This is a genomic window from Leclercia sp. 119287 (genome assembly GCF_009734485.1).
Taxonomy (GTDB): Bacteria; Pseudomonadota; Gammaproteobacteria; order Enterobacterales; family Enterobacteriaceae; genus Enterobacter; species Enterobacter adecarboxylatus_C.
Window position 1 is genome coordinate 3,172,631 of the sequence record NZ_CP046445.1, and the last position, 13,136, is coordinate 3,185,766.

The window sequence follows — 13,136 nt, forward strand, 5'->3', positions numbered from 1 at the left end:
TTATCCCTGCTGAACGTTCAGTGCCTGTGCCCACTGGCGGGCAGACTGGTCGAGTAAGGTGTAAACCGCCTCAAACGCTTCATGGCTTTTGCGATACGGATCGGGGATCTCACGCTCGTTATCCCAGTGACCAAAGAGCATCACCTTGCCGCGCATCTCCGGTGCGATATCGCACAGGGCGTGGATGTGGCGTTTTTCCATGGCGAGGATCAGGTCATAGTCACGGCACAGGCTGGCTGACACCTGACGGGCGCAATGCCCGTCGAGCGAAAGCTGATGCTCTGCCGCGACCTGACTTGCGCGCTCGTCAGCACCTTTACCTACCAGTGCCCCCAGCCCGGCTGACGCGACGGTCAGCTGTGGCTGGTACTGTTTCAAAAGCCGCTCAGCGGTGGGGGAACGGCAAATATTCCCCACACAAACCACCAGTATTTTGTTAAACATCGTTATCACCAGTTGTGGTACTGATGTACCGTGTCGGTCATGGTATGGATATTGTTGATGGTCGGCATCAGCTGGTTCATCACACGGTTCCAGCGCGTTATCGGCGCGGTGGTGACGTAGACCACGTCGTACGGCTGCAGGCGGAACCCGGTTGCCATCACCAGCGAGGTGGCATCAGACATATCCAGCTGGTAGACGTTGGCGATCTTGCCCTTCCCAGCGTTTCCTGTAATCGGACGGATCACGAAGATACCGCTGGCGTCGGAGGTGCTCATATCCAGCCCTTCCGCGTTGCCGAGCGCTTCGGTCAGGGTCATACCGCTCAAGTCCATCTTGAGAGTGCTCTGTTTCTTCACTTCACCCATCACGAACACTTTCAGGTCGTCATTGCGCGGCACAAACAGGATATCGCTCGGATAGAGCAGACGGTTCTGGCTCAGATCGCCGTTCTGCATCAGCGCCTGCAGGGAGATACGCTCCTCTTTGCCCTTATGGGTCAGCACCACGTTGCGCCAGTCGGCGCCATCGGTAAGGCCGCCCGCGGCGTTGATAGCGTCAAGCACCGTCAGCGGCACGTTGGTGATTGGCTGCTGGCCGGATTTATTCACCTGGCCGGAGACATAGACTTTCTGCGAACGGAACGCGGCGATATTAACGTCCACCTGCGGGTCAGCGATGTATTGCGCTAAACGGCCGGTAATATCACTACGGATCTGCGCGAGCGTTTTGCCCGCCACGCGAAGTTTGCCGACATAGGGATAGAACATGGTGCCATCCGCCTGAACCCAGTTGCCGGTATCGCTGGAGCTACGATACTGCCCCGCCGGGGTGGTCAGCTCCGGGTGATCCCAGACGGTGACGTTAATGACATCCCCGGGCCCGACGCGGTACTGGTAGTTGGCGATCTCCTGGTCGAGGCTGTTGTTAGGTCGCGCCACGACCGGACGAGGGCGTAATTGTTCAACCAGCTGCGGAGTCATTGGATAAACATTCACCATGCGGTTGATATCAAAATCAGCATCCTGCTGTTTAATCACATCCTTACCGGAAGTTGAGATATTGCTGCCGGGGAAGATTGTACAACCACTCATCAAGGTCACAGATACCAATAATGGCATCAATTTCATTTTGGATTTCATCATTGATTATTTATCACTTTGGCAGGTAATTACCCTGTGCGTTTAAATAAGCTAAAGGCGTATTAGTTTTAGCATGCAGTTAATAAAAGAGAAATATAACTGGCATCAGTCCTAAAAGAAGCTTATTCACCTTAAGGCTATTGACAGAATAATCGAGGCTGATCATCACGCCTTCAGGCACGCTACCGCCCTTGGCTTTCAGTTACCAATCCACTGCATAAACAGTAAGTTAGGGATAAACACCCTCTTTGATATGGCATAACGGAAAAATATAAAAGGCAGGAAAATTCCGAACCCGATATAAGTTTTTCACGTCATTAAACCGACACAGAAATAGCATCAGGAAGCAGCGCAATTTGATGCTGAAAGAATTGTTGCAGCTAACGGAATAGCAGGCAAGGAAACATCTACGAAGGCGTGGCTTTTAAGATTAATATTAACGCCGACATTTCTGCATTTTTAGGAATAGCTTTATATTGACTTTATTCGATAGCCATCTCGGCCTGCGATATTTCTTATTTTGCGAGAATACAGACTATTCACAATATTAACCTACAGAGTGCGAGGTTTATTTCCCCCATGATTCAGGAAAATCTGTGCAGATAAATGCCCGGCTGGCATTGCATTTTTCAGGCGCAGTATCCATGATCGAAATGTGACAATTGTCATATAACGAAAGGTATTACTCACACTATGGAATGGATAGCAGATCCATCAATATGGGCCGGTCTGGTCACCCTGGTGGTGCTGGAACTCGTGCTCGGTATCGATAACCTGGTCTTTATCGCTATTCTCGCCGAAAAACTGCCCCCTGCTCAGCGCGACCGCGCCCGCATCACCGGCCTGTTAATGGCGATGGTGATGCGCCTGCTGCTGTTGGCCTCTATCTCCTGGCTGGTGACCCTCACCCGCCCGCTGTTTACCGTCCACGGTTTTGGCTTTAGCGCCCGCGATCTGATCATGCTGTTTGGTGGTTTTTTCCTGATTTTCAAAGCCACCGTCGAACTCAACGAAAGGCTTGAAGGCAAGGACAGCGAGAACCCCACCCAGCGGCGCGGAGCCAAATTCTGGGCCGTGGTCGCACAAATCGTGGTGCTGGACGCCGTTTTCTCACTGGATTCGGTGATCACCGCCGTGGGAATGGTCGATCACCTGGCGGTGATGATGGCTGCGGTAATTATCGCCATTGCGCTGATGGTGATGGCCAGCAAGGCGCTCACGCGCTTTGTGAATGACCATCCGACGATTGTGATTTTATGTCTGAGCTTCCTGCTGATGATCGGCTTTAGCCTGGTGGCCGACGGTTTTGGCTTCCATATTCCGAAAGGCTATCTGTATGCCGCGATTGGCTTCTCGGTGATTATCGAGGCCCTGAACCAGCTGGCGATCTTCAACCGCCGCCGCTTCCTCTCCGCTAATCAGACGCTGCGCCAGCGTACCGCCGACACGGTTATTCGTCTGCTGAGCGGTAAGAAAGAGGATGCCGAACTGGATGCGCAGGCCGCCTCGCTGCTGGCCGACCACGACGACAGCCCGATCTTTGCCCCGCAGGAGCGGCGGATGATTGAGCGGGTGCTGCACCTTAATCAGCGCTCCGTCAGCAGCATCATGACCTCGCGCCACGATATTGAGCATATCGACCTCAATACACCCGAGAGCAGCATTCGTGCTCTGCTGGATAAAAACCAGCACACCCGCATCGTGGTTACAGGTGGCGAAAAGGAAGAGGAGCTACTGGGGGTGGTACACGTTATCGACCTGCTCAATCAGCAGCTGCGCGGCGAGCCGCTTAACCTGCGGGTTCTGATCCGTCAGCCGCTGGTGTTCCCGGAGATGCTGCCGCTGCTGCAGGCGCTGGAGCAGTTCCGTAATGCGCGCACCCATTTCGCCTTCGTGGTGGATGAGTTTGGTTCCGTAGAGGGGCTCGTGACCCTCAGCGACGTGATGGAAACCATCGCCGGGAACCTGCCGAACGAAGTGGAGGAGATCGACGCCCGGCACGATATTCAGAAGAATGCTGACGGCAGCTGGACTGCCAACGGCCATATGCCGCTGGAAGATCTGGTCCAGTATGTGCCGCTGCCGCTGGACGATAAGCGGGAATATCACACCATTGCTGGTCTGTTGATGGAGTACCTGCAGCGGATCCCGCAGCCGGGCGAAGAGGTTCAGGTGGGGGATTATGCGCTGAAAACGCTGGAGGTGGAAAACCACCGGGTGCAGAAGGTGCAGCTGATCCCGCTAATGACGCAGGATGATGTGGATTACGAGTTGTGATACTTTCACCCCGCCTTCCCGGGCGGGGTGTGAGAGAAATGAGCGCTTACTGAAGCTTCTCCAGTAACTTCTTCACATCTTTGCCGTTTTGCGAATCTTTATTCTTATCCGCCCAACCGCTCAGACGGCGTTTCGCCTCATCCTGAAGATGTTTACGCAGCAGCTGATCCACCTGCAGGCTGTAGTTCAGCGCCTGCCAGTTGCCATACACGTTCAGCGGGATCGGCGTCGTTTTGAGGAAATCGATAAGCTTACCTTCACCCAGCCAGCCCTCCAGCACACGGATTTTGAAGCGGGTGTCGGCCGTCTCCTTGATCAGATCCAGGGTGCCGTTACCTTCGAGGGTCAGCATTGGCGAGGCGCCCTGCATATCATCCAGCGTCACCTGACCTTCATCGAGGCTCAGATCGGTGACAAAGCTATCCAGACGGGTCGCGTTATCGACGTTCTCTTTCACCTTCACATTGCTGCTGCGTTCTACGGCCTGCTGCACCAGCTGCTGGAAGTTAAGCCCTTCCATCCGGGTATTCTGCATTTCCAGATGGGCCTGACCCTGCCAGTGGTGACGGAAGGCATCGGCGTCAATCTTGCTGCCCGAGAAATCACCCGCCATGGTCAGGCTACCGGTCAGCGAAATCGGGTAGTTAAAGGCCTTCAGGATGGTGCCGATCTCAATGTTGTCCAGACGCGGCTGGAACATCGACCGGGCAACGGCTTTACGCACATCGAGCGTACCGGGTAAGGAGATATGCCCTTCCCCCAGCTTACCGCTCAGTTCAGCAATGGTCAGAAGACCGTTTTTGTTGCTCATCTGACTGGAGACCTGGGTAAAGTCCATCCCCCGCCAGTGAACGGTATTGGCTTTCAGCAGAATATCGGCGCTAAAACCGCGCAGGCCGTTGTAATCGGGTTGCTCCAGACTGGAGGCGATCACCGGGCGCTGCGGTTTAGCCTGAGTTTGCCCCTGCTGTACCACCTCGCCGTCGGCGGCTGCGGCGGCCTGCGCAGGAAGGAGGTTTTCAAGATTCAGCTTGTCGAACTGCAGGTTCATGTTCCACTGCGGTTCCTTGCCCAGGATCACGCTCGCCTGTCCGGTGAGCGCGCTGTCATTGGCCTGTAAGCTGAGCTGGTTAAGCTCGAGCTGCTTCTGCTCTTCGCGCCACTGCGCCTGCAGCGTACCCTGCCCGCTGATGCCCTGCGCAGGCAGATCAACACCGGTCAGTTGCCAGCTCAGCTGCTGAATGTCGGCGCTGAGCAGGTGGGGATAATCAGAGGCGTTGACATTTGCTGCGAAGGAGAGGGTCAGATCGCGCTGATTGCGGTTAACGCGGCCGCTAAAGTCAATCTTGCCTTTGTGATGTTCATCCTGCTCCATATGCAGGTTGATATTGCGCACCGTGACCTGCTCGTCACCCTCATGCTGAAATACCAGCAGGCTGTCTGCCACCTTCAGGCGGCCAATATCGAATGACCAGCCGGCATCGTCCGCTTTATCCGGGAGCGTGTTTTCACGCGGGGCCACCGGCGCATCGGCATTACGTACCGCTTCAGACTGCGGGGTCAGCTGGATCACTGCCCCTTTGAGCATCACCTGATTGACCTGTAGCTGATGCGAAAAGAGCGGCATCAACGCCACGTCGAGGCGCATGTTGTCGGCGGCAACCAACGGCACTGTCGCCCCCGGTGCGGTCAGCGACATACGCCCGGACAGGATGCTGAGCTGCGGCCAGACGTGCCAGCGCAGCGGCCCCTCCAGCTTCAGAGCGTAACCGCTGCGCGCCTCGACCTGACGCACCATGTAGGCGCGGAAGTCATTGGGGTTGACCAGCAGAACCAACGCTGACAGGCCAGCAACCAGCACCACCAGCAAAATCATCAGCGTTGTCAGAACTCTTCTCATGGCTTCCTCAATGGACCGGGTTTAAGCTCAATCTTTATCAATACGACTGGCGACCGCACCCTGCTGGTCGCGATATTTGGCGTCCTGACGGGCGTTATAAGGACGTGCCGCCGGGCCGGTTAACGGCTCAAAACTCAACGCGCCGATCATCATGCCCGGGCGCAGCGCCAGCGGCAGCTTACCGGCGTTGAAAAACTCCAGCACAATCCGCCCGGACCAGCCTGGATCGATACGGTGCGCGGTGACGTGCACCATCAGCCCCAGACGCGCCAGAGAGGAACGGCCGTCGAGCCAGCCGACCAGATCCGCCGGCAGGGTGATGGACTCAAAAGTGACCGCCAGCGCCAGTTCACCCGGGTGCAGGTAAAACGCGTCGCCGTCGTCCAGCACGATTTCATCACTCATCACCCGATCGAGCGCGGCGCTGACTTCATCTTTCGGCCCGCTGAGGTCGATAAAGGGCGCGGTATGTCCGCTGAAGGTACGAAACTTATTCCCCAGACGCACATCAACAGTGACGCCGTTAATCCGCTCGACCGGCGGGCGCGGGGTGATGGTCAGACGGCCTTCGTCCAGCCAGGCTTCAATATCTCGGTCACAAAGACGCATGCCACTTTCTCCTTTCGTGCATCGCGCCCTCAGGCCGATAAAGCCGGAGGGCGAACCCGATTATCTTTGAACGGTACACAATTCGCGCGTGTTATTCAAAAAACTGGCTGATTTTCGCTTTCAGGATATCAATGGCAATGCGGTTTTTACCCCCGCGCGGCACGATGATATCGGCATACTGTTTGGAGGGCTCAATGAACTGCAGGAACATTGGGCGTACCGTTTTCTGGTACTGCGCCATCACCGAATCCATGGAGCGGCCGCGTTCGTTCACGTCGCGTTTGATGCGGCGCATCAGGCAGATATCCAGCGGCGTATCGACAAAAATCGAGAAATTCATCGACTCGCGCAGACGGGCGTCGGTCAGCAGCAGGATCCCTTCGAGGATGATGACCTTTTTCGGGGCGATGCGCACGGTTTCCTGCAGACGGGTGTGTTCGACATAGCTATAGACCGGCAACTCAATGGCGGTGCCGTTCTTCAGGGCCTGGAGGTGCTGGAATAACAGGCTGTGATCCATCGCGCTTGGATGGTCATAATTGGTCTTAACACGCTCTTCCATCGACAGATGGCTTTGATCTTTGTAATAGCTGTCTTCTGGAATCACACCGATGTGCTCATCACCGACCTGTTCACGTAATTCACGGTAAAGTGTACTGGCAATGAGACTTTTACCTGAAGCCGATGCGCCGGCGATGCCTATAATGACGCACTGATGAGACTTATCAGTCATAAATTTTTGCGACCTGAGTAACCTGGATGTAAGGAAGGACGACGCCTGAGCGTCAAACGCGGCAATTATAGGGATTTCACGGGCCTGATACCAGTCGAATAGAAATGTTATGCGAGACGCGTTCAAAGTCCGTGCCGATCGTCCCTCTGGTAAATTTTCCCGGTTACTTTTCCAGCGTCAAAGGTGAAATTTTTGCAGGATAAGTATTTAATAACTCTGTGATGTCAAATTATGAGCACATACCATATTAATTGTAAATTGTTTGTACTAGCATGATCCAAATTAGAAAATGAACTCGTCCGGAGTTGGCTCCTGGCGGCATGGCGTCTTCGGATAAAGCGGTAATGAATAAAAAATACCAGCGCGTTTTGGTAACTACGCCACATCCTTTACTACGGCTTGTCAGTCTTGGTCTGGTTACCTTCATCTTCACTCTTTTCTCGCTCGAACTAACCCGTTTCGGAACATTTCTGGCACCTTTATGGTTCCCGACCTCCATTATGATGGTGGCGTTTTACCGCCACGCCGGAAAGATGTGGCCCGGGATCGCCTTCGCCTGCACCCTCGGTAACATCCTGGCCTCCTGGCTGATCTTCTCCTGGGCGTCGATCAACTTCTGGTATGCCGGCGTTAACATCGCGGAGGCCTTCGTTGGGGCCTTGCTGCTGCGTAAACTGCTGCCCAGCTACAATCCGCTGCAGAATCTGGCCGACTGGATCCGTCTGGCGATCGGCAGCGCCGTGCTCCCTCCCCTGCTGGGCGGGGTGCTGATTTATCTGCTGGTGCCGGGCGACGAGCCGCTGCGCAGTTTCCTGGTCTGGGTGCTGTCGGAGTCCATCGGCTCGCTGGCGCTGGTGCCTTTAGGCCTGCTGTTCAAGCCGCACTATCTTCTGCGTCACCGCAATCCGCGGTTATTGTTTGAAACCCTGCTGACCATGGCGGTAACGCTGGTTCTGAGCTGGATCTCCCTGCAGTTTCTGCCGTGGCCGTTTACGGCCATTATCGTTCTGCTGATGTGGAGCGCCGTGCGGCTGCCGCGCCTGGAAGCCTTCCTGGTCTTCCTGGTCACGGTGATGATGGTGTCGTTGATGATCGCCAAAAACCCCACCCCGCTGGCGACACAATATGCCAGCGCGATGATCAACGCCCCCTGGCTGCCGTTCCTGATGATGCTGCTCCCCGCTAACATCATGACCATGGTGATGTATGCGTTTCGCGCAGAGCGTAAGCACATCACCGAGAGCGAAGAGCGTTTCCGTAATGCGATGGAATATTCCGTTATCGGCATGGCGCTGGTCAGCACCGACGGCCAATGGCTACAGGCCAACAAGGCGCTGTGTCAGTTCCTCGGCTACAGCCAGTCAGAGCTGCGCTCCCTTAACTTCCAGCAATTAACCTGGCCGGAAGATCTTGAAAGCGATCTGGAGCAGCTTGAGCAGCTGTTGAACGGCGAAATCAACAGTTACTCGCTGGAGAAACGCTATTACACCCGTAACGGTGAGGTGGTCTGGGCGCTGCTGGCGGTGTCGCTGGTGCGTCACGCCGACGGCACGCCACTCTATTTTATCGCCCAGATCGAAGACATTAACGATCTCAAGCATACCGAATGGGTCAATAAGCGCCTGATGGAGCGTATTACCCTGGCCAACGAAGCGGGCGGTATCGGCATCTGGGAGTGGGACGTTAAACCTAACGTCATCAGCTGGGACAAACGCATGTTCGAGATGTACGAAGTGCCAGCGCACGTCAAACCTACCTGGCAGCTGTGGCACGAGTGCATGCTGCCGGAAGATCGCGCCCTGGCAGAACAGGTGGTACGTGATTCGCTGGCAGCCCGCATTCCGTTCAAGCTGGAGTTCCGCATCCGGGTGAAGGATGGCATTCGCCATATCCGCGCCCTGGCGAACCGGGTTCTCAATAAGCAGGGGGAAGTGGAACGCCTGCTCGGCATCAATATGGATATGACCGAGGTCAAAGAGCTGAATGAGGCGCTGTTCCAGGAAAAAGAGCGTCTGCATATTACCCTCGACTCCATCGGTGAAGCGGTGCTCTGTACCGATGTGAATATGAACGTCACTTTTATGAACCCGGTGGCGGAGAAAATGAGCGGCTGGCTGCAGCAGGATGCGCTGGGGCAACCGATCCTCTCGGTGCTGCATATTACCTTCGGGGATAACGGCCCGCTGATGGAGAATATTCATAGCGGGGATATGTCCCGGACGGATATTGAACAGGATGTGGTGCTGCACAGCCGCAACGGCGGCAGCTACGACATCCACTACAGCATTACCCCGCTGAGCACCCTCGACGGGCAAAACATTGGCTCGGTGCTGGTCATTCAGGACGTCACCGAGTCGCGCAAAATGCTGCGCGAGCTGAGCTATAACGCCTCTCACGATGCCCTTACCCACCTGGCGAACCGCGTCAGCTTTGAAGCCTATCTCAAGCGGATGTTACACACCGTGCAGGATACCCGTCAGCGTCATGCGCTGGTGTTTATCGATCTCGACCGCTTTAAGGCGGTCAACGACACGGCAGGCCACGCGGCGGGGGATGCGCTGCTCCGGGAGCTGTCGTCGCTGATGCTCAGTATGCTGCGCTCCACCGACATGCTGGCGCGCCTCGGCGGGGATGAGTTCGGCCTGCTGCTGCCGGACTGCAATACCGAAAGCGCGCGCTATATTGCCGGTCGCATCATTGACGCTATTAACGAGTATCACTTTATGTGGGAGGGCCGCCTGCACCGGATTGGTGCCAGCGCCGGGATCACCCAGATCGACGAGCGCAACAATCAGGCCTCAGAGGTGATGTCGCAGGCCGATATCGCCTGCTACTCCTCGAAAAACAACGGTCGCGGCGTGGTGACGGTGTATGAACCGCAGCAGGAACGGATGCCTGACGCGCCGGGCACCATCTCGCTCGACGAACAGTGGCACATGATCAAAGACAACCATCTGTTGATGATCGCCCGCAGCGTCGCGTCGCCGCGGATCCCTGAAAGCAGCACCTTCTGGATGCTGGCCCTGCGACTGTGGACCAACGACGGCGAGATGCTGGAAGAGCAAACATTCCGGGCCGGGCTGGCAGAGCCTGAGCTGGTACACGCCCTCGACAGACGTATTTTGCAGGAGTTTTTCCGCAATTTCGCCACGCCACTGACCAGCAAAGGCACCGGGGTCGCCCTGCCGCTGTCGATGGCCGGTCTCGCCAGCGCCACGCTGGTAGATGAACTGCTGGAGATGCTGAGCGCCAGCCCGCTACAGCCGCGTCTGCTGCATCTGGTGGTGCACGTCAGCGTGCTGACGCTGGAGGATGAGCACAGCCGCAACAACCTGGACAAGCTGCGCCAGGCCGGATGCCAGATTATCCTGAGCCACGTGGGCCGCGATATGGAGGTGTTCAACCACCTGAGCGCGCAGATGGCCGATTATCTGCTCCTCGATCCCGAGCTGGTGATTAACGTCCACGGTAATCTGATGGATGAGATGCTGGTGACCATTATTCAGGGCCATGCCCGTCGTCTGGGCATTAAGACCATTGCCGGGCCGAGCAATCAGCCGATCATGATGGATACCCTTTCCGGCATTGGTATTGACTATATCTTCGGCAATACCATCGGTGAGCCGCAGCCGCTGGAACTCCTGCTAAATACCACTTATTTCGCCATCAACTGATGGCGTCCAGCCGTCGGTATACCAGATATGCAGCAGGGCATACGAACGCCACGGCTGCCAGCGTTCGGCATAGCGGCGTATTTGCGCCGGGGTCATCCCGGCAAAGCGCTGTTTAATCGCATAATCATCCGCCAGAAAGACATCTTTGGCCTGCCAGCCGCGCAGGGCAAAGTAGTTCGCCGTCCAGCGGCCGATCCCCGGTCGGGTCTGGAGGGCTTTTATCGCGCTGTCGATATCCTCCGGGGTTTCCTGGGGGAAATCCCCCGCCACCACCGACTGCGCAAGATGAATCAGCGCTTCCGCGCGCTTCAGCGGCATGCCCAGCGCTTTCAACGCCAGCGGATCGGCACCCGCCACCGCGGCAGGCGTCGGGAAACAGCGATAGCCCGGTGCCTCAGGCAGGGGTTCGCCGCAGAGCGCCACCAGCTTAGCCGTCAGCTTCGCGGCCATCGCCACGCTGACCAGTTGCCCGAGGATCGCGCGCACGCCCTGCTCCCAGGTATCAACGGAGCCCGGCAGGCGCAGGCCAGGCCGTGCGGCTCCCAGAGTGCCCAGCGCAGCGGCGATCTGCTGCGGATCGCAGTGCAGATCGAACAGGCGGGTGATGCGCGCCAGGCAGAGATCGGCAATCGGCAACAGTCCGTCGCTGAGCACCACCTCCAGCGTGCCCCTGGGTTGCGGCGTCACGTGGATCACCCCCCGGTAGCCTTCGCAGGCAAAACTGCGGGTGTAGTCGGTGGGGGTCACGATTTCGATCCCGGCGACCGCACGATCGCCAAGAAATTTCAACATCCATTGCCAGTCATAGGGCGGCTGCCAGGTCAGGGTAAACATCATCGCTCCTTATTTTGTCCTGTCTCAGCATAAACGGAGATGGCGGGTTGCGCCTTGCTTTCATATTCCTGTTGTCGCCAGCCTGACATTTCGCTAAAGTCTCGCCCCTTCTCAATGGCATGGGGACGTTGAAGTGTTTATCGGATTTGACTATGGCACCGCCAACTGCTCAGTTGCGGTAATGCAGAACGGGCAGCCGCAGCTGCTGAAAATGGAAAACAACAGCACGCTGCTGCCGTCGATGCTATGCGCACCGACCCGCGAGGCGGTAAGCGAGTGGCTGTACCGCCATCACCAGGTTCCAGCTACCGGTACGGAAACCCAGGCGCTGCTGCGCCGCGCGGTCAACTTTAACCGCGAGGAAGACATCGACGTCACCCCGGGGAGCGTGCAGTTTGGCCTGTCGTCACTGAGTCACTACGTTGAAGATCCGGAGGAGGTGTACTTCGTTAAGTCACCGAAATCCTTCCTCGGGGCCAGCGGCCTGAAGCCGCAGCAGGTGGCGCTGTTTGAAGATCTGGTCTGCGCCATGATGCTGCATATTCGCCAGCAGGCGCAGTCCCAGCTGACGGAGGAGATCGCCCAGGCGGTGATTGGTCGTCCGATCAACTTCCAGGGGCTGGGGGGCGATGAGGCGAACCAGCAGGCGCAGGGGATCCTCGAGCGTGCCGCACAGCGCGCCGGGTTCCGCGACGTGGTGTTCCAGTATGAGCCGGTTGCCGCCGGTCTGGATTTTGAAGCGACCCTGAGTAGTGAAAAACGGGTGCTGGTGGTGGATATCGGCGGCGGGACCACCGACTGCTCGCTGCTGCTGATGGGCCCGCAGTGGCGCCAGCGTCGCGATCGCGAAACCAGCCTGCTCGGGCACAGCGGCTGCCGTATCGGCGGTAACGACCTGGATATCGCCCTGGCCTTCAAAAGCCTGATGCCGCTGCTCGGCATGGGCGGACAAACTGAAAAAGGCACCGCCCTGCCCATTCTGCCGTGGTGGAACGCCGTGGCGATCAACGACGTGCCGGCCCAGAGCGATTTCTACAGCGTCGCCAACGGGCGTTTTCTTAACGATCTGGTGCGCGACGCCCAGGACGGCGACAAAGTGGCGCTGCTGCATAAAGTCTGGCGCCAGCGCCTGAGCTACCGGATGGTGCGCAGCGCGGAAGAGAGCAAAATTGCGCTCTCCGGGGCCGCAGAGCACGCCGTGACGCTGCCGTTTATCAGCGACGAACTGGCGACCGCCATCAGCCAGCAGGGGCTGGAGGCCGCGCTTGCTCAGCCGTTACAGCGCATTCTGGAACAGGTGCAGCTGGCGCTGGATAACGGCAACGAAAAGCCGGACGTGATCTACCTCACCGGGGGCAGCGCCCGCTCACCGCTGATCAAAAAAGCGCTGGCGCAGCAATTGCCGGGCATCCCAATTGCCGGGGGCGATGATTTCGGCTCCGTCACCGCCGGGCTGGCACGCTGGGCGCAGGTAGTCTTTAGCTAGTGTGGAAATGCCGGGCGGCGCTGCGCTTGCCCGGCCTACA

Annotated in this window: 9 protein-coding genes; 3 read left to right on the top strand and 6 right to left on the bottom strand. The window is 57.3% G+C overall.

The genetic code is table 11. The annotated features are described in order from the left end of the window. Together wzb and GNG27_RS15390 are read right to left on the bottom strand one after the other, a co-directional pair. Positions 1-444, bottom strand: coding sequence for a low molecular weight protein-tyrosine-phosphatase Wzb (wzb, locus tag GNG27_RS15385; protein WP_142486387.1), 444 nt, complete (start codon positions 442-444; stop codon positions 1-3). Between the two features lie 5 nt (positions 445-449). Then, positions 450-1,586 (bottom strand): polysaccharide export protein, encoded by a 1,137-nt coding sequence (locus GNG27_RS15390; protein WP_156264210.1) that lies wholly within the window; start codon positions 1,584-1,586, stop codon positions 450-452. Between the two features lie 690 nt (positions 1,587-2,276). Here GNG27_RS15390 and GNG27_RS15395 point away from each other — a divergent pair. Next, positions 2,277-3,860 (top strand): TerC family protein, encoded by a 1,584-nt coding sequence (locus tag GNG27_RS15395; RefSeq protein ID WP_142486389.1) that lies wholly within the window; start codon positions 2,277-2,279, stop codon positions 3,858-3,860. A 46-nt stretch (positions 3,861-3,906) separates the two neighbouring features. On the opposite strand, the gene asmA is transcribed toward GNG27_RS15395, so the two are convergent. From asmA to udk, 3 genes are all read right to left on the bottom strand, one after another. Then, on the bottom strand, positions 3,907-5,760 hold the full coding sequence (asmA, locus tag GNG27_RS15400) for an outer membrane assembly protein AsmA (RefSeq protein ID WP_142486390.1): 1,854 nt from the start codon (positions 5,758-5,760) through the stop codon (positions 3,907-3,909). A gap of 27 nt (positions 5,761-5,787) precedes the next feature. Further along, entirely contained in the window at positions 5,788-6,369 is a 582-nt protein-coding gene (dcd, locus tag GNG27_RS15405; protein ID WP_142486391.1) for a dCTP deaminase, read from the bottom strand. A 91-nt stretch (positions 6,370-6,460) separates the two neighbouring features. Further along, positions 6,461-7,102 (bottom strand): uridine kinase, encoded by a 642-nt coding sequence (udk, locus tag GNG27_RS15410; protein WP_032612454.1) that lies wholly within the window; start codon positions 7,100-7,102, stop codon positions 6,461-6,463. Between the two features lie 344 nt (positions 7,103-7,446). Between udk and GNG27_RS15415 the strand changes: the two genes are divergently transcribed. Continuing rightward, entirely contained in the window at positions 7,447-10,776 is a 3,330-nt protein-coding gene (locus tag GNG27_RS15415; RefSeq protein WP_156264211.1) for a diguanylate cyclase, read from the top strand. On the opposite strand, the gene alkA is transcribed toward GNG27_RS15415, so the two are convergent. After that, positions 10,747-11,610, bottom strand: a complete 864-nt coding sequence (alkA, locus tag GNG27_RS15420) for a DNA-3-methyladenine glycosylase 2 (protein ID WP_156264212.1) — start codon at positions 11,608-11,610, stop codon at positions 10,747-10,749. The two genes, GNG27_RS15415 and alkA, sit on opposite strands and share 30 nt — an antisense overlap. A gap of 133 nt (positions 11,611-11,743) precedes the next feature. On the opposite strand from alkA, the gene yegD reads away from it, so the two are divergent. Continuing rightward, the gene (yegD, locus tag GNG27_RS15425; protein ID WP_142486394.1) at positions 11,744-13,096 is read left to right on the top strand and encodes a molecular chaperone; all 1,353 of its coding nucleotides are present in this window, start codon (positions 11,744-11,746) and stop codon (positions 13,094-13,096) included. Positions 13,097-13,136 lie beyond the last annotated feature (40 nt).

Excerpts from the sequence above, each read along its gene's own strand:
- GNG27_RS15395 (WP_142486389.1), top strand. The coding sequence starts at position 2,277 with ATGGAATGGATAGCAGATCCATCAATATGGGCCGGTCTGGTCACCCTG.
- udk (WP_032612454.1), bottom strand. The coding sequence starts at position 7,102 with ATGACTGATAAGTCTCATCAGTGCGTCATTATAGGCATCGCCGGCGCA.
- wzb (WP_142486387.1), bottom strand. The coding sequence starts at position 444 with ATGTTTAACAAAATACTGGTGGTTTGTGTGGGGAATATTTGCCGTTCC.
- GNG27_RS15415 (WP_156264211.1), top strand. The coding sequence starts at position 7,447 with ATGAATAAAAAATACCAGCGCGTTTTGGTAACTACGCCACATCCTTTA.
- asmA (WP_142486390.1), bottom strand. The coding sequence starts at position 5,760 with ATGAGAAGAGTTCTGACAACGCTGATGATTTTGCTGGTGGTGCTGGTT.
- dcd (WP_142486391.1), bottom strand. The coding sequence starts at position 6,369 with ATGCGTCTTTGTGACCGAGATATTGAAGCCTGGCTGGACGAAGGCCGT.
- alkA (WP_156264212.1), bottom strand. The coding sequence starts at position 11,610 with ATGTTTACCCTGACCTGGCAGCCGCCCTATGACTGGCAATGGATGTTG.
- GNG27_RS15390 (WP_156264210.1), bottom strand. The coding sequence starts at position 1,586 with ATGATGAAATCCAAAATGAAATTGATGCCATTATTGGTATCTGTGACC.